Here is a 19607-nt window from a genome sequence, read left to right on the forward strand (position 1 = left end):
AACGAATAAGTTGAGGGTATTGATATGGCAGCTGTTTCTGCAACACAGGTGAAGGAACTGCGTGATCGCACAGGTCTCGGCATGATGGAGTGCAAGCGCGCACTGACTGAGGCTGGTGGAGATATCGAAAAAGCGATCGAAGAGATGCGTAAGTCCGGTCAGGCCAAGGCCGCCAAGAAAGCAGGCCGTACGGCTGCTGAAGGTGTTGTGTTGGTGCGTCTTGCCGAAGATGGCACTTCTGGCGTTCTCGTTGAAGTAAACAGCGAAACCGACTTTGCAGCGCGTGACGAAAACTTTCTCGGCTTCGCTGGCCTGGTCGCCGATGCCGCTATCTCTAGCGGTGAGACCGATATGGCCACGCTGGTTGGCGGCGATATTGAGACCGCACGCCTGGCGCTGGTTCAAAAAATTGGTGAGAACATCTCTCCCCGTCGTATCGGCACCCTGGCTGGTGGCGTAGTGGGTGGCTATTTGCACGGTAACAAGCGTATCGCAGTACTGGTTGCCCTCAATGGTGGCGATCAGGAGCTGGCAAAAGATGTTGCTATGCACGTTGCTGCCGTTAACCCACGGGTTGTGAATACCGATGATATGCCTTCTGAGGTTGTTGAGAAGGAGAAGGAGATCATCAAGGCGCAGCCTGATATGGCTGGTAAGCCTGCCGAAATCGTCGAGAAGATGATGTTTGGTCGTATCAAAAAGTTCCTCGCTGAAAACAGCTTGGTCGAGCAGCCTTTCGTCAAAAACCCCGAGGTTACCGTGGGCAAGCTGGTGAAAGACGCCGGTGCAGAGTTGCTGGGCTTTGTTCGCTATGAAGTGGGCGACGGTATCGAGAAGGAAGAGGTGGATTTCGCAGCGGAAGTTGCTGCTCAGCTGAAAGGCTAAGTGACCCATCTTTGATGTTCCAGAAAGTGGCGCCTAGGTGCCACTTTCTGGTTAAGGCAGTCTATACTGCTGGCACTGCTAATTGCCGCTTGATAACCTTTCCCCTATTCCAAGGAACCTCCATATGCCTGCCACTGATCGTCAACCAAAGTACAAGCGTATTCTTCTAAAGCTCAGCGGCGAAGCGCTGATGGGGGATGGAGAGTTTGGTATCGATCCCAAGGTGTTGGATCGGATGGCGTTGGAGATCGGTCAGCTCATTGGTATCGGTGTGCAGGTCGGCATGGTCATTGGTGGCGGTAACCTGTTTCGTGGTGCGGCGCTGAGCGCCGCTGGTATGGACCGGGTGACCGGTGATCATATGGGTATGCTGGCCACGGTGATGAACGCCCTGGCGATGCGTGATGCGCTTGAGCGCTCCAGCATTGCGACCCGCGTGATGTCTGCAATCCCTATGAGTGGTGTTGTTGATCACTATGATCGTCGTGCAGCGTTGCGTTTTTTAACCGGTGGGGATGTTGTCATTTTTTCCGCTGGAACGGGAAACCCGTTTTTTACCACCGACTCGGCAGCCTGTCTTCGTGGTATCGAAGTCGATGCTGACGTGGTGATCAAGGCAACCAAGGTTGATGGGGTCTACGATTCGGATCCTGCGAAGAACCCGCAAGCGATCAAATATGATAGTCTCAGCTACGATGAAGTGCTCGATCAAAAGCTGGGCGTAATGGACCTGACCGCAATCTGTCTGGTGCGCGATCACCAGATGCCTTTGCGTGTCTTCAATATGAATAAACCAGGCGCATTGCTTAACCTCGTGCTGGGTGGCAATGAAGGAACTCTGGTTCGTGGGAGTGAACAATGATTAACGAGATCAAGGCCGACGCCGAGAGTCGCATGAAGAAAAGTGTGGAGTCTCTGGTTGTTGCATTTGCAAAAATTCGTACCGGGCGTGCACACCCCAGTCTGCTTGATGGCATCATGGTTTCCTATTACGGCAGTGATGTGCCGTTGAGCCAGGTGGCCAATATCTCGGTCGAAGATGGCCGCACACTTTCGGTTACTCCCTGGGAGAGAACCATGGTGACAGATATTGAGAAGGCGATCCTGAAGTCCGATCTCGGCCTCAACCCCTCTACTGCCGGCACTGTCATTCGTTTACCCTTGCCCGCGCTGACAGAAGAGACCCGTAAGGGTTTTATCCGTCATGCACGGCAAGAGGCTGAGAACGCTCGGGTCGCGGTCCGTAATATTCGCCGTGATGCGTTAGGCGACGTTAAGGATCTGCTCAAAGAGAAGGAGATCGGCGAAGATGACGACCGTCGTGCCCACGATGATGTGCAGAAGTTGACTGATAAATACATCGCAGAAGTCGATAAGCTGTTGCAGGGCAAAGAAGCGGACCTGTTGGAGATTTAACGCTTCTCCCTGTACTAAGCGCCCGCCGATGCGGGCGTTTTACATATCGCCTCGCACCTTAAATACCGGCGCTCCGGCATCGCCCTGATCTTTTGTCGGATGATGTTGGCCAACGAACCCATAGGCTGATAGTTGCTCGATGCCCCAATCCGACACCACAACCTCTATCAGGATTGCTAACCCCCCGCGTCATGTTGCCATCATCATGGATGGCAACAATCGATGGGCAAAAAAGCGCTTCCTGCCAGGCATTGCCGGTCATCGTGCCGGGGTCGAAGCGGTGCGGCGAGTGATAGAGGCTTGTGGTGATAATGGGGTCGAGGTGTTGACCCTGTTCGCGTTCAGTAGCGAGAACTGGCAGCGACCCGAAGACGAGGTCAGGGGGTTGATGGGGTTGTTTCTGCAGATGCTGAAAAAGGAGACCCGGCGCCTGCATAAGAACCAGATTCGACTGCGTGTACTGGGTGATGTGAGCGGCTTTAGCGAGGAGATTCAGCAGCACATTCGTGAAGCCGAAGCGCTGACGGCGGAGAACTCCAAGGTAACCCTGGCCATTGCAGCCAATTATGGGGGGCAGGGGGATATCACCCAGGCCGCGCAACAATTGGCGACTAAGGTCAAAGCGGGAGAGCTGGAGCCCGAGCAGATCACTCCGCAGCTTTTACAGGAGCACCTGTATACTGCGGACCTACCCTTGCCGGATCTGTGTATCCGCACAGGGGGAGACTACCGAATCAGTAACTTCATGCTATGGCAGTTTGCCTACGCAGAACTCTATTTTACCCCGGCGCTATGGCCTGATTTTGGCGCGCCACAACTGCGTGAGGCGCTGCTCGACTTTAGTGGGCGCCAGCGACGCTATGGTAAATCCAGCGAGCAGATCGAGGGTTAAACGTGCTAAAACAACGAATTATAACGGCTCTGATATTGGCGCCCATCGCGCTCGGTGGTGTGTTCTTCCTGCCACTACAGCTTTTCTCCCTGTTTGTGGGGGGAGTGATACTTATCGGCGCCTGGGAGTGGGCTAACCTGTCTGGATTTCAGTCTCAGCCTGCCCGGGTTGGTTATGCCTTGAGTGTTGCCTTGGCCCTGTTTGGCGCGACTCTGGTGACGGCACCCGCGATCATTCTGTGGCTGGCCCTTGCCTGGTGGGTGGTCGCATTGGGGTTGGTGGTGAGTTACCCCGTATCGGCGTCGTTATGGCGCTCCCCCGCCCTGCGCTTGGCGATAGGGTACCTGGTACTGGTGCCGGCCTGGGTCGGATTGGTGTTGATGAAGGTGCATCCGGATAGCTGGATCCTGATCATGTATGTTTTCTTTTTGGTGTGGGGGGCCGACGTCGGGGCTTACTTTGCCGGCAAGTACCTCGGACGCCATAAACTCGCACCCAGGGTAAGCCCTAAAAAAACCTGGGAAGGGGTGCTGGGAGGGCTTGCAACCGTTGTGGTGGTCGCATTGGTGGCGCAATCCTATCTCCCCTTTGAGGGTTTGCTATCGTTGTTGTTGGTGACCGCTTTGGTGGCGATGGTCTCGGTTTTGGGGGACTTGGCCGAGAGTATGTTCAAGCGTGAGCGGGGAATTAAGGATAGCAGTCAGCTACTGCCGGGACACGGTGGTATACTCGACCGCATCGATAGCTTGACGGCGGCTATTCCCCTGTTTGCCCTCTCGTTGATGGTTCTGGCCGGGTAACCCCGTCTCCGTTACAGTGACCCCCGTTTGTGATGTTATGTTGAGTGAGCTCTTGCCGGTGCAAATGATTACTATTTTGGGTGCGACCGGCTCTATTGGTTGTAGTACGCTGGATGTGGTGCGGCGCAATAGCGACCGCTATCAGGTGTTCGCGTTGACAGCCAATAGCCAGGTCGAATTGTTGCTGCAGCAGTGCCTTGAGTTTAAACCTCAGGTTGCGGTAATGGCGGACCCTGCCTCTGCCGATAGCCTACGCCGGCGCTTGCTCGAAAATGGCTCCAGCATCGAGGTGTTAGAAGGCGTTGAAGGGCTGCAGCAAGCAGCCGGCGCCGACGAGGCGGACCTGGTTATGGCGGCCATTGTGGGTGCGGCCGGCTTGCTACCAACATTGGCGGCGGTCGAAGCGGGAAAACGCATTTTATTGGCGAATAAAGAGTCGTTGGTGATGGCGGGTGCGCTCTTTATGGAAGCTGTTAGCCGCCATAATGCCTGCCTGCTGCCCATCGATAGCGAACACAATGCAATCTATCAGTGCCTGCCGCACAACTATACGGACCCTATCGCGAGAGCCGGGGTTCGGCGCATTCTGTTGACCGCCTCGGGCGGACCCTTTCGCACGACGGACCTGGCGGAGCTAAAGAGTGTTACGCCTGAGCGTGCATGTGCCCACCCCAACTGGCCTATGGGGCGCAAGATATCGGTGGATTCCGCCACCATGATGAACAAAGGTCTGGAGGCGATTGAGGCGTGCTGGCTGTTTGATCTGAAACCGCAGGAAGTTGAGGTGGTAATCCATCCCCAGAGCATCATTCACTCCCTGGTAGACTACGTGGATGGATCGGTTCTGGCGCAGATGGGGAATCCAGATATGCGCACTCCCATCGCCTACGGGATGGCTTGGCCTCAGCGGATCGACTCCGGGGTGGAACCGCTGGATCTGGTCAAAATTGGCCAGCTTGATTTCGAAGCTCCCGACCTTGAGCGCTTCCCCTGCCTGCAGTTGGCGTTTGATGCAGTGGCGGCGGGAGGAACAGCGATGGCGATTCTCAACGCAGTCAACGAAGTGGCGGTGGAAGCGTTTTTGAACCGCCGTCTGGGATTTTGCCAGATCGCCGAACTTAATCGGGAAGTGCTGGAAGCATTGGATGCCCAGCCGGTGGACAACTTGCAGCGGGTGCTCGATGCGGACCAGCGCGCCCGCGATCTGGCGCAGCAGTTATTGAAGAATCAACGATTTGGCTGGAAGGGTAACTAATGGATCTTTTGCAAACCATTGCCGCGACCATCGTCACGCTGGGTATTCTGGTGACTTTCCATGAATATGGGCACTTTTGGGTTGCGCGGCGCTGCGGGGTTAAGGTGCTGCGTTTCTCGGTGGGCTTCGGAAAGCCCTTGTGGCGCCGTTACGATCGCTATGGTACTGAATTTGTTGTGGCGGCGATTCCCCTTGGTGGCTACGTCAAAATGCTGGACGAGCGTGAGGGTGACGTCCCGGAAGCCGAGCGCCATCTCTCTTTCAACAGTAAAAGTGTCGGCCAGCGTATCGCGATCGTTGCCGCCGGACCGCTGGCGAACTTCTTTTTGGCGGTCGCGGCGTTCTGGCTGATGTTTGTGATCGGTGTGAGCACCGTTGTCCCGGTAGTGGGAGAGGTCGAGCCGGGGTCTGTGGCGGAGGTGGCCGGTATTCAGCACGGCGACGAGCTGGTCAGCATCGATGGGCGTGAGGTTCGTAGCTGGAATGAAGCGCTGCTGGCGCTGCTTGGGCATATTGGCGACAGTGGTGAGATCGAGGTCGGGGTTAAACCGGGGGGGCTCGAGAGTAGGGATTATAGCGAGTCCAGGCGCACATTGACGATTGATCGTTGGCTTGTTGGTGCAGAACAGCCAGACCCCCTGGGTGGGCTCGGCATCACCCCCTATCGCCCCGAGGTGGCGGCGGAGATCGGGGTGGTCCTTGATGGAGGGCGCGCGCAGCAAGCCGGTTTTAAAGTAGGGGATCGGGTCCTGAGTGCCGATGGCCAGGCGGTTGATGACTGGTTTGGCTGGGTCGCACAGGTGCGAAAAAAGCCTGAGCAGGCGATGCAGATCGAAGTGGATAGAGACGGGCAGCGACAGACGCTGGAACTGATTCCCGCCCCTAAGGTCCAAGAGGACGGTTCGGTCATTGGTTATATTGGTGCGGGTGTGCGACCGGTTGAGTGGCCGGAGTCTCTCAAGCGCACTATTAGCTACGGTGCGTTTGAAGCGGTAGTCCCAGCGGCGGAGAAAACCTGGCGGGTCACGACATTGACCCTCGACTCGATCCGAAAAATGTTTACGGGGCTGGTTTCGGTAAAAAACTTGAGCGGTCCAATAACCATTGCTAAAGTGGCTGGCGAATCGGCGAAGTCTGGAGTAGAGAGCTTCCTGAACTTCCTAGCCATCCTCAGTGTTAGCCTTGGAGTCCTGAACTTGCTCCCGGTGCCGGTATTGGATGGTGGTCACCTTTTGTTCTATATCGCGGAGTGGATCAAGGGCAGCCCGGTACCCGACAGGGTGCAGGCGTTTGGCTATCAAATAGGTGTAGGCCTGATCGGCATGTTGATGATGTTGGCGCTTTATAACGATTTTTCGCGCCTGTAGTTGCACTTGGGGGAGCCGGAATTGACCGGCTCAATAATAAGATAACGATTCCTGGATAGTACAGATTTCATGAGACGAAGTTTGCTGACGCTGTTGTTGGCCACCCTGCTGTTGCCATTAGCCGGACTGGCTCAAGCCTTTGTGGTTTCTGATATCAGGATAAACGGGTTGCAAAGGATATCGGCGGGTAATGCGTTCAACGCCTTGCCCATCACCGTGGGTGACGATGTGGATGGAACGGTCGTCGCGGCCGCCACCCGCCAGCTGTTCCGGACTGGATATTTCCAGGATATCCGCATGGATCGCGATGGTGATGTGCTGGTGGTGACCGTTGTTGAGCGTCCCTCCATCAGTGGTATTGCCATCAGCGGTAACAAAGCGATCGAAACAGAAGCGCTGCTCGAGGGTCTCAAGCAATCGGGGCTGGCTGAGGGGGAGATCTTCCAGCAGGCAACCCTTGAAGGGATCCAGATGGAGTTGCAGCGCCAGTACGTATCCCAGGGGCGTTATGACGCCAAAATCAGCGCCAATGTGCGGCCCCAGCCTAGAAATCGCGTAGCCATTTCGATAACGGTCGGTGAGGGTTCGGTTGCGGCCATCAGTCATGTCAATGTTGTTGGTAACACGGTGTTTGAAGAGGACGAGTTACTGGATCTGTTTGAGCTCAAAGAGACCAATTGGCTCTCTTTTTATAGCAGTGACGACAAGTATTCTCGTGAAAAATTGTCTGGTGACCTTGAGCGCTTGCGCTCCTATTACCTCGATCGCGGTTACCTGAACTTCAATATCAGCTCTACCCAGGTGTCGATAGCCCCCGACAAGCAGCGCGTTTTTATCACCGTTAACGTCGATGAGGGTGAACTGTATAAGGTTTCAGGTGTGAAGCTGGCCGGTGACTTGATCATTCCTGAGGAGCAGATGCGCATCCTGCTGCTGGTAAAAGAGGGCCAGACCTTTTCCCACAAAATCATGACATCCACCGAAGAGTTGATCACTCGTCGCTTGGGTAATGAGGGCTACACCTTTGCTAACGTGCAGGGGATTCCCCAGCCCAACGAAGGCGAGAATACGGTTGATGTCACCTTCTTTGTCGATCCCGGAAAGCGGGCTTATGTGCGCCGGGTTTCGTTTATCGGCAACGTAAAAACCAGGGATGAGGTGCTGCGTCGCGAGATGCGCCAGATGGAGGGAGCCTGGGCTTCGACCTTCAATATCGAGCAGTCCAAGACCCGACTCGATCGCCTGGGATTCTTTAAAGAAGTTAACGTTGAAACACCGACAGTGCCGGGTAGTCCCGACCAGATTGATGTCGAATACAGTGTTGAGGAGCAAGCATCTGGCAGTGTGTCGGCCAGTGTGGGTTTCTCCACCGGTAGCGGTATTATCCTGGGTGCGAATGTCCAGCAGAATAACTTTTTGGGTTCCGGTAATCAGGTCAACATCGGTCTTAATACCAGTGAATTTCAGAAGGTATACAGCTTCGGCTATCTCAATCCCTATTACACCGTTGACGGGGTGAGCCGCGGATTCAACGTGTACTACCGTGAAACCGACTATGACAGTACGGATATCTCCAATTACTCGACCGATGCCTTTGGTGGATCGGTTCGTTTCGGTTATCCCATTGATGAGATTACGCGCCTTGGCTTCAGCTTTGGCCCCGAAAGCCTGGAGATCAAGACCGGTAGTGATCCGGCATTCGTTGTAGAGGATTTCGTCGACTCCGAAGGGTCGACCTACCTGAACTGGAAAGCCGGTATCTCCTGGACCCGGTCGACCCTGAACCACGGTATGTTGCCGACCCGGGGTAACTCCAACTCCTTGTCGGCCCAGGTTGCCGTGCCTGGTAGTGATGTGAATTATTATAAACTGAACTACAGCGGCCAGATTTTCTTCCCGATAACACGCACCTGGACCCTTAATTTGAAAGCTAACCTGGGTTACGGGGACGCTTACGGTGATACCACCACAATGCCGTTCTTCGAGAACTACTATGCTGGTGGTTTCGGCTCGGTCAGGGGCTTTAGCGATAACTCCCTCGGCCCCAGAGCGCTCTCAAGCGATGGTGATGATGATGCGATCGGTGGTAATATTTTGGTGGAAACAACAGCGCAGGTGCTGTTTCCGTTACCCTTTATTAAAGATCAACGCTCGCTGCGCTCGGTGTTCTTTGTTGATGCCGGTAATGCGTTCTCCGATGATTGTGAGCGAAGCTCCGTGATCACCAACTGTTCTAACGTGAAGTTCTCCGAAATGCGTATTTCCGCGGGGGTAGGCCTGACCTGGATTACGGCGATGGGCCCCTTGAGCTTTACCCTCGCAACACCGTTGAAAGATCAGCCGGACGACGACACCGAAGTGTTCCAGTTTGCTTTGGGGCAGAGCTTTTAGGTTAGTTTGAAGCCGTTATCTGCTTTGATATTTTTAATATAGCGCTAGAGTTTTAGCGAATCCGATAAATGCAGGAGAGTATATGAACAAGTTTATGCAGCTGGTTGTGCTGGCGCTGGGTTTGATGACCGTCGTGGGCGCTCAGGCCGAGAGCAAGATAGCCGTCGTTAACTACCAGATGGCTTTGATTGAGTCCGACGCAGCCAAGGCGTACGCCAAGAAAGCGGAAGACCGCTTTGGTGCCCAGGTCAACGAGCTGAAAAAGCTCGAGGAGGAGGGCAAGCGTTTGCAGGCAAAATATGAGCGTGATGTGACCGCAATGAGTGAAAGCGAGAAGAAGGAGTTGCAGATGGAACTGCAGCGCAAGGCGCAAGATTTTGAGTATAAGTCCAAGCAGCTGCAGGCCGAAAAAGCGCAGTCAGATCGCGTTGAGATCGAAGCCCTACGCCCCAAATTGGACCAGGCTATTCAGGAAGTAGTGAAAGAGGGGGGCTATGACCTCGTTCTGGAGCGCAATGGAGTGGTTTTCGTAAGCCCCTCTGTTGATATTACAACCAAGGTGATCCAGCGGTTGAACAAAACCAACTAGTTGGCTTTTGCCTAGGGTTCATTGATGGTATAGCAGGGGGCTTAGGTCCCCTTTTGTGTTCCCTGCGGGCGGGGTACCATACTTCGGCGTGAGGGGTGATTCAGGGTGGAGCGAAGTGTAATGAACGAAAGCAGTAGCTATAGCTATAGCCTGGCCGAACTGGCGTCTCGAATTGATGCCTTGGTGAAGGGTGACCCGGACTATCGTATTGATGGTATCGCGACCCTGCAGACCGCGACCGCAGATAAGCTCAGTTTTTTGGCCAACCCCGCTTATGGGCGCTACCTGGAGTCTACCGAGGCCGGAGCCGTGCTGTTAACGCCCAAGGCGGCCGAGCAGTTTAGCGGCAATGCCCTGGTATTGGCTAACCCGTACCTCGGTTATGCCACGTTGTCCCATCTGTTCGACCCCTGCCCACGGGGGCAGGTTGGAATTCACGATAGCGCCGTTGTGCATCCGTCGGCTTGCATCGACTCTACCGCTGCCATCGGTGCCCGGGTTGTGATTGAGGCCGGAGCACAGGTCGCTGCAGGAGTGAGATTGGATGCTGGCGTCGTAGTTGGTGCCGACTCTGTAGTGGGTGAGCAGACTCATCTTTTTCCAAATGTTGTGGTTTATCACGGTGTCACCATAGGCAAGCGATGTATAATCCACAGCGGTGCCGTCATCGGCGGTGACGGCTTTGGCCTTGCTCCGGGTCCGGGTGGCTGGCACAAGATCGCCCAGATTGGGGGGGTGCTGATCGGTGATGATGTTGAGATCGGCTCTAACACATCGATCGATCGAGGCGCACTTGATAACACCGAGATCCGCGCCGGTGCCAAGCTCGATAACCTGATTCAGATCGCTCATAACGTGGTGATCGGAGAGGGTACGGCCATCGCATCCTGTGTGGGCATTTCGGGCAGCACCAAAATTGGTAAGGGTTGTATTATTGCGGGGCAGGCAGGTTTTGCTGGACATCTTAGCATCGCTGATAATGTTCAGATTATGGGGCAGGGCACGGTGACCAAATCGATTACTGAACCCGGCGTGTACTCATCCGGAGCCGGAGCGGTTATGCCTGTACGGGAGTGGCGCAAACAGGCAGTGCGTTTCCGTCAGTTAGATAATATGGCTAAACGACTCAAACAACTCGAGAATAACCAGACGTAATCCATGGTCGGTGGTTTTCACACATTAAAGGCAGGCGATAATCCGTGATAATGAATATTGAGAAGATTAAGGAATACCTTCCCCAGCGTTACCCCTTTTTGTTGGTTGATCGGGTTGTGGATGTTGACCTGGAAAACAACAGCATCGATTGCTACAAAAATGTCAGTGGCAACGAAGACTTTTTTAATGGCCACTTCCCGGACCACCCCATCATGCCGGGTGTCCTCATTATTGAAGCGATGGCGCAGGCGGCAGGCATTCTTGGTTTTCGCATGAGCGACAAGAAGAAAGAGGACAATACGGTCTATTATTTTGCGGGCGCTGATAAGGTGCGCTTCAAGCAACCGGTAGTGCCTGGAGACCGACTCGACCTGCGAGCGGATTACATTACCCAGAAGCGTGATATCTGGAAGTTCTCCTGCAAAGCCCTGGTTAATGGTAAAGTTGTCAGCTCAGCTGAAATTATTTGTGCAAAGAAGGAGCTCTGATCTTGAGCCAGGCCCCCACGGGTATTCACCCCAGCGCCCGAATCCATGATTCGGCCATTGTTGATTCTGGTGCCATTATCGGCGCCAACGTAGAGATAGGTCCCTGGACCCTGATAGGGGCTGATGTCGAGATCGGTGAGGGATCGGTGATCCATTCTCACGCCGTGGTGAAAGGTCCGACGATCCTCGGACGCAATAATGAAATTTTTCAGTTCGCCTCGGTCGGGGAGGATTGCCAGGACAAGAAGTACGCGGGTGAGCCCACGCGGTTGGTGGTGGGTGACAATAATGTTTTTCGCGAAGGTTGCACCATCCACCGTGGTACTGTGCAGGATGAAAGCCTGACTCGTATTGGCAGCGACAATCTGTTCATGGCCTACGCTCATGTGGGGCATGACTGCGTTATTGGTAGTGGTTGTATCTTCGCGAATAACGCCTCCGTAGCGGGCCACGTCCATGTTGGCGATGGGGCTATTTTGTCGGGCATGACCGGGGTGCACCAGTTCTGTCACATTGGTGCGTATAGCATGTGCGGTGGTGGAGCCATTATCTTTAAAGATGTTCCTGCATTTGTTCTTGCCGCCGGTAGTCCGGCCAAAGCCAACGGCATGAACTTTGAGGGGATGAAACGTCGCGGGTATAGCAAACCCTTGTTGCAACGGCTGCGTAAAGCCTACAAGGCCGTGTACCGGGAAGGCTTGACGCTAGAGGTTGCACTGCAGCAGCTTCAGGCTATCGAAGATCCCGAACCGGAACTGCTACTGTTTATCGATTCTCTCAAACGCTCCACTCGCGGCATCGTTCGCTAGTCCGTTTGCGGTGGGTGCCTGTCTCGGTGCTCACCGATTTATCTACTAAGGATCAGCGCACTATGGACGCCTCCTCCTCTTCTGCCTCCTCCTCTGCTGTGTGTCCCTCTGACCGTCCCATTCGTGTGGGTATCGTGGCGGGAGAGGCCTCCGGAGATATCTTGGGTGCCGGCTTGATCAAAGCGATCCTGGCGCGTTACCCCAATGCTCGCTTCGAAGGCATAGCCGGTCCGCTGATGCTGGCAGAGGGGGCGCAGTCGATGGTGCCGATGGAGCGCTTGTCGGTTATGGGGCTGGTTGAGGTGCTGGGTCGCTTGCGAGAGCTCCTCGCTATACGCAAACAGCTGGTGCAGCAGATGCTGGAGAATCCACCGGATCTGTTTATTGGGATCGATGCACCAGATTTCACTCTGCCGGTTGAGCTTAAACTGAAGCAGGCGGGAATTCCTACGGCTCATTACGTTAGCCCCTCGGTCTGGGCCTGGCGGCAGAAGCGTATCGTCAAGATTGCGCGCTCCGTGGATCACATGCTGTGCTTGTTACCCTTTGAGGCGCAGTTCTATCGCGAGCACAATGTCCCGGTCACGTTTGTCGGGCACCCACTGGCAGACAGCATTGCCATGGAAACCGATACACTGGCAGCGCGCCAACAGTTAGGCATTGAGTTGGCACCCGGACAATCGCTGTTGGCGCTGTTACCCGGTAGTCGGCAGGGAGAGGTAGCGATGCTGGCGCCACTTTTTTTGCAGGCGGCGAAACGTTGTGCGACGACGGGGAACTTCCGTTTCGTGATCCCCTGTATCAATGAATCGCGTTACGATCAGGTTAAAGAGCTGTGTGCACACTGGGTGCCTGAACTGGATATTACCCTTATTCGGGGTCGATCCCGTGAGACGATGGCGGCAGCTGACAGTATTTTGATCGCCTCCGGAACCGCTACCCTTGAAGCGACCCTCTTAAAGAAGCCCATGGTTGTCGCTTATCGCGTAGCGCCGATTACCTACCGCATCGCCTCCTGGTTGGTGAAGATCCCCTACCTCTCGCTGCCTAACCTGCTGGCCCAGCGAGAGTTGGTGCCTGAGTTGATTCAGGATGCAGCGACCCCCGAAGCCTTGGCCGAGGCACTGATGGCGAGCTTGCAAAGGGGGGCGGAGCTGCAAGCCGAATACTGTCAAATTCACGAATTGCTGGCACGCGATGCCAGTAACTCGGCCGCCGAGGCGGTTCTGTCGCTGATTCGGGAGTAACGGTGCAGTTTTCCCTGTTCGAAAGTAGTTCCGATAACCTGCGCCTTGTGGCCGGTGTCGATGAAGTGGGGCGCGGTCCCCTGTGCGGTGATGTGGTCACGGCAGCGGTTATTCTGGATCCGGCAAAACCGATCGAGGGGCTGAACGATTCCAAGAAGTTGACGGAGAAACGCCGGGAAGTTTTATTTGAGCTTATCCAGCAGCATGCCCTGGCGTGGTGTGTGGCACGGGCTTCGATCGAAGAGATCGACCGTTTGAATATTTTGCACGCGACCATGCTCGCGATGCAGCGAGCAGTAGCCGGCCTCAGTGTGCAGCCCCACTTGGCGTTGATCGACGGTAACCGTTGCCCGCAGTTACCCTGTGAAGCCCAGGCGGTCGTGCAGGGTGACGGTCTTGTTGCGGAGATCTCCGCGGCTTCAATTCTGGCTAAGGTCACTCGGGATCGTGAGATGGTAGCGCTGGATCGTTGTTATCCGGGCTATGGGATCGCTCAGCACAAGGGGTATCCGACCAAGCTCCATCTGCAGGCGCTACAACGGTTGGGCGTAACCCCTAGCCATAGAAAATCATTTGGCCCCGTGCGGCGCTTGCTTGACGCAAAGAGCTGACCCGCGATCCCTCCGGCTTAATACTGTTGTCGTTTTACCTGTTGCTGCCAAAGGCGGCGGTATTTGAGGGAGATCTCTTCAATTTTTTGCGCATCAATAGCGGTGCTTAGGAAGTGGGCGATCTGTTGCTTAACTGCCACAGAGTTGCAGGGTGAGGCTTTTGCCATGGTGTAATAGAGCCGCTCTGAGTTGATCTCCGGGGCGAGGAATCGAACCTGGCCAGTGAGGCCCATGGCATCGCTGTAGGCAAGCCCGGGTTGCAGCTCGTAGATCAGGTAATCCGAACGTCCCGCAAGCAGGGTCTTAAAAGCCAGGGTGATCGAACGCACGGACTGGATATCAAGCTCTCGGTTCGCGTAGCTATCAAACTCTTGCCCAAAGCTGTTATTAATAAGAGTGACCCCGCGTAGTGTTTTGAGTTGATCCCACTGATCGAGCCGGCCGCCTGTCTCTTTCAGCATTTTGCTGTTCCAGGGTACGAAGATAACACTGGGTATTGTCGTCAGGGGGGGCTCAATATAGTCGAGATAGCGGGTGCGTTGCCGAGTGTAGAAGGCTCCCGCGAGGCCGTCGATATCACCTTGCTGCGCTTTGCTTTGGGCTCGTGACCAAGGCCCTTCGTAGCGCGCATCCAATTTGACATGGATCGGCTCCAGAGCCATCTGCAACACCTCTACAGCGGTACCCATCAGGCGCCCTGGATCGCTGGGGTCTTGCCACAGCATAGGGGGGTACTCGGCATTACCGCTAAAGGTCAGGGTGCTGCAGTTGGCGGATGCCAGGCCCAAACTGCTCTGAAGGCTTAGGCAAAGCAGTGCCAGCATCGCGCTTAGGTATCGCAAGGAGGGAATAAAGTAGCTGTGCAGCATAGCGGTGTCGGCCCTGTTAAGCTCCCGGAAACACAGCGTCCTGCCAGTGTATGGTGGTACCAAATAGTTGGCACATTCTAGCGGTTAACCATTGCCTTGGGTACTGCTAAGATAGGGCTCCTCGATTCGGCAGCCCTACTCCTATGTCATCACAGTTTGTTCATTTACGCCTGCACACAGAATACTCGTTGGTCGATGGCTTGGTACGCCTGAAACCGCTGCTGGGTGCGGTCGCATCGAAAGGTATGCCCGCGGTTGCCATGACCGATCAATCCAACCTGTTCGCGTTGGTTAAATTTTATACCGGTGCAATGGGGGCGGGCATCAAGCCGATCTGTGGTGCCGATATGTGGGTCGAGAACCTCGATCCGCTGTTGCCTCCCACCCGGATACTGCTGCTGATCGTTAATGCCGAGGGTTATCGAAATCTGACCGAGCTGATCTCCCGCGGCTTTCAGCACGGTCAGAAGCAGGGTGTTGCCATTGTGCAGCGTGAGTGGATTAAACAGGCCTCCGAGGGGTTGATTGCACTCTGCGGTGGACGCCAGGGGGAGATTGGACAGGCTCTGTTGGCGGGTAACACCGGTGATGCAGAGCAGTTGCTGCAAGAGTGGCGTGAGGTGTTTGGTGATCGCTTCTACCTGGAGGTACAGCGCACTTCGCGGGCCGGCGATGAAGATCATCTCCACCATGCCGTTACCTTGGCTGAGCGCACAGGTTGTCCGTTGGTCGCCACCAACGATGTCATGTTTCTTGAGAAAACCGATTACGAAGCCCATGAGACCCGTGTCTGCATCGGAGAGGGGCGGGCGCTGGATGATCCCCGCAGGCCCCGACTTTACAGCGAAGAGCAATACCTGAAATCTCCCCAGGAGATGAGTGAGCTATTCGCCGATCTGCCAGAAGCCCTTGAAAACAGCGTGGAGATCTCCCGGCGTTGTACGGTTGAGGTGCAACTGGGTACCTATTTTCTACCCGATTACCCTGTCCCGGATGGGATGACCATGGATGAGTTCTTTCGTAAAGCCAGTTTTGAGGGCCTCGAGATGCGTCTCAAGCCTGTGCTGGAAGGGCTCGACGAACACCAGAGTAAGGAGCAGCGAAAGCTCTATGAGGACCGGCTCAGTTTCGAGCTGGATATCATTATCCAGATGGGATTTCCCGGCTATTTCCTTATCGTTATGGACTTTATTCGCTGGTCCAAGGCTAACGATATTCCCGTGGGTCCGGGGCGGGGCTCCGGTGCCGGTTCGCTGGTGGCGTACGTATTGGAAATTACCGACCTGGATCCGATCCCCTACGACCTCCTGTTTGAGCGCTTCCTGAATCCAGAGCGGGTATCGATGCCCGATTTCGATGTTGATTTTTGTATGGATGGGCGTGATCGGGTGATCGATTATGTAGCCCAGACTTATGGGCGTGAAGCGGTTTCCCAGATCATCACCTTCGGAACCATGGCGGCGAAAGCCGTAGTGCGCGATGTTGCGCGGGTGCAGGGTAAGTCCTACGGTCTCGCCGATAAACTGTCGAAGATGATCCCCTTTGAGGTGGGTATGACCCTCGGTAAGGCGATCGAGCAGGAGGCAACGCTTAAGGAGTTTATCGAGACCGACGAGCAGGCGGGTGAGATCTGGGAGATGGCGCTCAAGCTCGAAGGGGTTACCCGGAACGTAGGCAAGCACGCGGGAGGGGTGGTTATTGCCCCCTCAAAACTGACCGATTTTGCGCCGCTTTACTGTGACGAGCAGGGGCATGGTCTGGTGACCCAGTTCGATAAAAATGATGTGGAATCGGCCGGTCTGGTGAAGTTCGACTTTCTGGGCTTGCGCACCCTGACGATCGTCAACTGGGCACTGGAGACGGTCAACAAAGTGCGGGCGCTCAGTGATGAGCCGCCTCTGAATATTATGGAGATCGACCTGGAGGATAAGGCTTCGTTTGACCTCCTTAAACGGGCGGAAACCACTGCGGTATTCCAGTTAGAGTCCCGTGGCATGAAGGATCTGATCAAGCGCCTGCAGCCGAGCAGCTTTGAAGATATCATCGCCCTGGTGGCCCTATTCAGGCCGGGCCCGCTCGGCTCCGGAATGGTGGATGACTTCATCAACCGTAAGCATGGCCGTGAAAAGCTTTCCTATCCTCACCCCGACTACCAGCACGACGATCTGATACCGGTGCTCGAGCCCACCTACGGCATTATCCTGTATCAGGAGCAGGTTATGCAGATCGCGCAGGTCATGGCGGGCTTTACCCTGGGCGGCGCCGACCTGCTGCGTCGGGCGATGGGCAAGAAAAAACCGGAGGAGATGGCCAAGCAGCGCGAGCTGTTTATGGATGGGGCCAAGGGGCGTGGCGTTGATGAGGGCTTGTCGGGGCCTATATTCGACCTGATGGAAAAATTTGCCGGTTACGGGTTTAACAAATCCCACTCGGCTGCTTATGCGCTGGTCTCGTTTCAGACACTGTGGTTAAAGACCCATTATCCATCCGCTTTTATGGCTGCGGTATTAACCGCCGACATGCAAAATACCGACAAGATTGTCACTCTGATCGAAGAGTGTCGGGAGATGAAACTGGTGATCGTGCCGCCGGATGTGAGCGGTAGCGAATACCGTTTCACCGTCAATGAGCAGCAGGAGGTTGTCTATGGCCTCGGCGCAATTAAGGGGGTTGGTGAAGGACCGATCGAGGCGATCCAGATGGCTCGCCAGCAGGGGGGTGCCTTTGTTGATCTATTTGATTTCTGCAAGCGTCTGGACGGCAAAAAGATCAACAAGCGGGTGCTGGAGGCCCTGATTCGGTCGGGGGCAATGGATAAGTTGGCACCCGGCGGGGATTTGAGTCTTGGGCAAAAGCGCGCCATTTTGTTGGCCTCGATGGAGGAGGCTGCCAAGGCGGCAGATCAGTCCAGCAAGAGTTTGGATAGTGGGCATGATGATCTGTTCGGTGAGCTGGTCGCGGTGGGCGAGAGTAACGTCTACGAAAAGTTCATGGGAGTGCGCGAGTGGCCAGACAAGGAGCGCCTTAAGGGGGAAAAAGACACCCTGGGTATTTATCTTACCGGACACCCTATCGATGAATACGAAAAAGAGCTGCGCAACTTTGTACGCAACCGTATCAACGATCTCAAACCCGCGCGGGAAAGCCAGAATCTGGCAGGGTTGATCGTGGCGTCCAGGGTGATGAGAACCAAACGCGGTGACAAGATGGCGTTTATCACCCTCGATGACCGCAGCGGGCGCATCGAGGTGTCTTTGTTCGCCGATTGTTACGAGGAGTATCAGCACCTGATCACCAAGGATACCTTGGTGTTTGTCGAGGGGGAGGTGAGTTTTGATGATTATTCCGGAGCGCTTAAGGTCCGGGCTAAGCGCCTGATGAGCCTGGTGGACGCGCGCCAGCAATATGCACGCTTCTTGTGTCTGGAGTTACCCGAGTCGCTCTGCAAAAACGGGTTTACCCAGTTTTTGGCCCAGCTGTTTGGTGATCATCCGGGAACCACTCCGGTGCAGGTTAATTACCGTCGCGATGATGCCAGGGCAACCCTGCTTCTAGGGGAGTCGTGGCGGGTAGAGCCCAGTGATGAGCTGGTGCAGGAGTTGCGCGATCACTATGGCAAGGATCAGGTGATGCTTAGCTATAATTGAGGCCAGTGGGCCGTAAAGTTTGATAGTAACGGACTCTATGGACTCCCGATAAAGCTGCTTCTGAATGATTACGGGAGAGGCAAGATCGCTTACTTTTTGTAACTCGACTCCTCAAGTTGAATCACGTAAGGTGGGCGGCTAAATCCAGTGAACCCTTGAATCCAATCGCACTAACTGGTGCGATGGTAAACGGAACGCCATGAATCCTAACTATCTTGATTTCGAACAACCAATCGCTGACCTGGAAGCTAAAATAGAAGAGCTTCGTTTGGTTGGTAGTGACAACGAGCTGAATATCAACGACGAGATTCAGCGGCTGCAGGATAAGAGCCTGTCCCTGACCGAATCGATCTTCAAGGAGCTTAGCTCCTGGCAGATCGCTCAGATCGCGCGTCATCCCAAGCGTCCTTATACCCAGGATTATATCGACCTGATCTTTGACGATTTCGATGAGCTGCACGGCGATCGTCACTTTTCTGATGATAAGGCGATTATTGGCGGTATAGGGCGCCTGGAAGGGCGTCCTGTGATGGTGATTGGTCACCAAAAGGGGCGTGATGTTCGCGAGAAGGTGCGCCGTAATTTTGGTATGCCCCGGCCTGAAGGGTACCGCAAGGCCTGTCGCATGATGGAGATGGCCGAGCGCTTCAAGATGCCGATTCTCACCTTTATTGATACTCCCGGTGCCTATCCTGGTATCGATGCCGAAGAGCGTGGCCAGAGTGAAGCGATCGCATACAACCTGGCGGTCATGTCTCGATTAAAAACCCCGATTATCTCTACTGTGGTAGGCGAGGGCGGGTCTGGTGGCGCGTTGGCAATTGGTGTCTGTGATCACCTGATGATGCTGCAGTACTCTACCTATTCTGTTATCTCTCCTGAGGGCTGCGCGTCGATTCTGTGGCGCAGCGCCGAGCGTGCACCCGATGCGGCTGAAGCGATGGGTATTACCGCAGATCGCCTCAACGGTTTTGGGATAGTGGATCAGGTCGTCGGCGAGCCTCTGGGTGGCGCCCATCGCGATAGGGAGCAGATGGCCAATAGCCTGAAAGCGTCCTTGCTGTCGCAACTGGATGATCTGGCAGGTTTGCCTGTTGATGAGCTGCTAGAACGCCGATACCAGCGCCTGCTCTCATACGGTATCAGTTAAACCATCGCAGGAAAAAGGCCCGGTTGATCTGTCGTC

At 55.0% G+C, this 19607-nt stretch carries 17 protein-coding genes; 16 read left to right on the forward strand and 1 reads right to left on the reverse strand.

Annotated elements, in window-relative coordinates:
• Positions 1–24: 24 nt before the first annotated feature.
• The 14 genes from tsf to rnhB all read left to right on the forward strand — a co-directional run bounded on the left by tsf (position 25) and on the right by rnhB (position 13905).
• Positions 25–885 (forward strand): translation elongation factor Ts, encoded by an 861-nt coding sequence (gene tsf, locus ACP3PW_RS13950; protein ID WP_426417340.1) that lies wholly within the window; start codon positions 25–27, stop codon positions 883–885.
• A gap of 124 nt (positions 886–1009) precedes the next feature.
• The gene (pyrH, locus tag ACP3PW_RS13955) at positions 1010–1747 is read left to right on the forward strand and encodes a UMP kinase (protein WP_426417341.1); all 738 of its coding nucleotides are present in this window, start codon (positions 1010–1012) and stop codon (positions 1745–1747) included.
• On the forward strand, positions 1744–2301 hold the full coding sequence (gene frr / locus ACP3PW_RS13960; RefSeq protein WP_426417342.1) for a ribosome recycling factor: 558 nt from the start codon (positions 1744–1746) through the stop codon (positions 2299–2301). The genes pyrH and frr overlap by 4 nt, the downstream gene beginning before the upstream one ends.
• Before the next feature lie 139 nt (positions 2302–2440).
• A complete protein-coding gene (uppS, locus tag ACP3PW_RS13965) occupies positions 2441–3193 on the forward strand; it encodes a polyprenyl diphosphate synthase (protein WP_426417343.1) in 753 nt (250 codons plus the stop codon).
• 2 nt (positions 3194–3195) lie between these two features.
• Complete coding sequence (locus tag ACP3PW_RS13970) at positions 3196–3993, forward strand: phosphatidate cytidylyltransferase (protein WP_426417344.1); 798 nt, start codon at positions 3196–3198, stop codon at positions 3991–3993.
• Between the two features lie 64 nt (positions 3994–4057).
• The gene (ispC, locus tag ACP3PW_RS13975; RefSeq protein ID WP_426417345.1) at positions 4058–5248 is read left to right on the forward strand and encodes a 1-deoxy-D-xylulose-5-phosphate reductoisomerase; all 1191 of its coding nucleotides are present in this window, start codon (positions 4058–4060) and stop codon (positions 5246–5248) included.
• Positions 5248–6615, forward strand: coding sequence for a sigma E protease regulator RseP (rseP, locus tag ACP3PW_RS13980; RefSeq protein ID WP_426417346.1), 1368 nt, complete (start codon positions 5248–5250; stop codon positions 6613–6615). Before ispC ends, rseP begins: the two co-directional genes overlap by 1 nt.
• 69 nt (positions 6616–6684) lie before the next feature.
• Positions 6685–9006: an outer membrane protein assembly factor BamA gene (bamA, locus tag ACP3PW_RS13985; RefSeq protein WP_426417347.1), complete on the forward strand. Its 2322-nt coding sequence runs from the start codon at positions 6685–6687 to the stop codon at positions 9004–9006.
• Between the two features lie 82 nt (positions 9007–9088).
• Complete coding sequence (locus tag ACP3PW_RS13990; protein WP_426417348.1) at positions 9089–9595, forward strand: OmpH family outer membrane protein; 507 nt, start codon at positions 9089–9091, stop codon at positions 9593–9595.
• A gap of 120 nt (positions 9596–9715) precedes the next feature.
• Complete coding sequence (gene lpxD, locus ACP3PW_RS13995; RefSeq protein WP_426417349.1) at positions 9716–10750, forward strand: UDP-3-O-(3-hydroxymyristoyl)glucosamine N-acyltransferase; 1035 nt, start codon at positions 9716–9718, stop codon at positions 10748–10750.
• 44 nt (positions 10751–10794) lie between these two features.
• Entirely contained in the window at positions 10795–11238 is a 444-nt protein-coding gene (gene fabZ, locus ACP3PW_RS14000) for a 3-hydroxyacyl-ACP dehydratase FabZ (RefSeq protein WP_426417350.1), read from the forward strand.
• A 2-nt stretch (positions 11239–11240) separates the two neighbouring features.
• The gene (lpxA, locus tag ACP3PW_RS14005) at positions 11241–12047 is read left to right on the forward strand and encodes an acyl-ACP--UDP-N-acetylglucosamine O-acyltransferase (RefSeq protein ID WP_426417351.1); all 807 of its coding nucleotides are present in this window, start codon (positions 11241–11243) and stop codon (positions 12045–12047) included.
• 62 nt (positions 12048–12109) lie between these two features.
• Positions 12110–13294 carry a lipid-A-disaccharide synthase gene (lpxB, locus tag ACP3PW_RS14010; protein WP_426417352.1) on the forward strand — a complete coding sequence of 395 codons (1185 nt, stop codon included), beginning with the start codon at positions 12110–12112 and terminating at the stop codon, positions 13292–13294.
• Positions 13295–13296: 2 nt separating this feature from the next.
• Positions 13297–13905 carry a ribonuclease HII gene (gene rnhB, locus ACP3PW_RS14015; RefSeq protein ID WP_426417353.1) on the forward strand — a complete coding sequence of 203 codons (609 nt, stop codon included), beginning with the start codon at positions 13297–13299 and terminating at the stop codon, positions 13903–13905.
• 17 nt (positions 13906–13922) lie between these two features.
• Here rnhB and ACP3PW_RS14020 read toward each other — a convergent pair whose 3' ends face one another.
• Entirely contained in the window at positions 13923–14774 is an 852-nt protein-coding gene (locus ACP3PW_RS14020) for a substrate-binding periplasmic protein (protein ID WP_426417354.1), read from the reverse strand.
• A 143-nt stretch (positions 14775–14917) separates the two neighbouring features.
• Here ACP3PW_RS14020 and dnaE point away from each other — a divergent pair, with 143 nt between their 5' ends.
• Positions 14918–18421, forward strand: coding sequence for a DNA polymerase III subunit alpha (dnaE, locus tag ACP3PW_RS14025; RefSeq protein WP_426417355.1), 3504 nt, complete (start codon positions 14918–14920; stop codon positions 18419–18421).
• A gap of 199 nt (positions 18422–18620) precedes the next feature.
• Positions 18621–19571 (forward strand): acetyl-CoA carboxylase carboxyltransferase subunit alpha, encoded by a 951-nt coding sequence (locus ACP3PW_RS14030; RefSeq protein ID WP_426417356.1) that lies wholly within the window; start codon positions 18621–18623, stop codon positions 19569–19571.
• Positions 19572–19607 lie beyond the last annotated feature (36 nt).

The sequence above is a fragment of the Aestuariirhabdus sp. LZHN29 genome (genome assembly GCF_049985285.1).
Lineage (GTDB): Bacteria > Pseudomonadota > Gammaproteobacteria > Pseudomonadales > Aestuariirhabdaceae > Aestuariirhabdus.

What these genes read in the sequence shown, in the direction of transcription:
- lpxD (WP_426417349.1), top strand. Translation starts at nt 9,716, where the DNA reads ATGAACGAAAGCAGTAGCTATAGCTATAGCCTGGCCGAACTGGCGTCT.
- uppS (WP_426417343.1), top strand. Translation starts at nt 2,441, where the DNA reads ATGCCCCAATCCGACACCACAACCTCTATCAGGATTGCTAACCCCCCG.
- ACP3PW_RS14030 (WP_426417356.1), top strand. Translation starts at nt 18,621, where the DNA reads ATGAATCCTAACTATCTTGATTTCGAACAACCAATCGCTGACCTGGAA.
- ACP3PW_RS14020 (WP_426417354.1), bottom strand. Translation starts at nt 14,774, where the DNA reads ATGCTGCACAGCTACTTTATTCCCTCCTTGCGATACCTAAGCGCGATG.
- rseP (WP_426417346.1), top strand. Translation starts at nt 5,248, where the DNA reads ATGGATCTTTTGCAAACCATTGCCGCGACCATCGTCACGCTGGGTATT.
- pyrH (WP_426417341.1), top strand. Translation starts at nt 1,010, where the DNA reads ATGCCTGCCACTGATCGTCAACCAAAGTACAAGCGTATTCTTCTAAAG.
- ispC (WP_426417345.1), top strand. Translation starts at nt 4,058, where the DNA reads ATGATTACTATTTTGGGTGCGACCGGCTCTATTGGTTGTAGTACGCTG.
- dnaE (WP_426417355.1), top strand. Translation starts at nt 14,918, where the DNA reads ATGTCATCACAGTTTGTTCATTTACGCCTGCACACAGAATACTCGTTG.
- bamA (WP_426417347.1), top strand. Translation starts at nt 6,685, where the DNA reads ATGAGACGAAGTTTGCTGACGCTGTTGTTGGCCACCCTGCTGTTGCCA.
- frr (WP_426417342.1), top strand. Translation starts at nt 1,744, where the DNA reads ATGATTAACGAGATCAAGGCCGACGCCGAGAGTCGCATGAAGAAAAGT.
- ACP3PW_RS13990 (WP_426417348.1), top strand. Translation starts at nt 9,089, where the DNA reads ATGAACAAGTTTATGCAGCTGGTTGTGCTGGCGCTGGGTTTGATGACC.
- tsf (WP_426417340.1), top strand. Translation starts at nt 25, where the DNA reads ATGGCAGCTGTTTCTGCAACACAGGTGAAGGAACTGCGTGATCGCACA.
- lpxB (WP_426417352.1), top strand. Translation starts at nt 12,110, where the DNA reads ATGGACGCCTCCTCCTCTTCTGCCTCCTCCTCTGCTGTGTGTCCCTCT.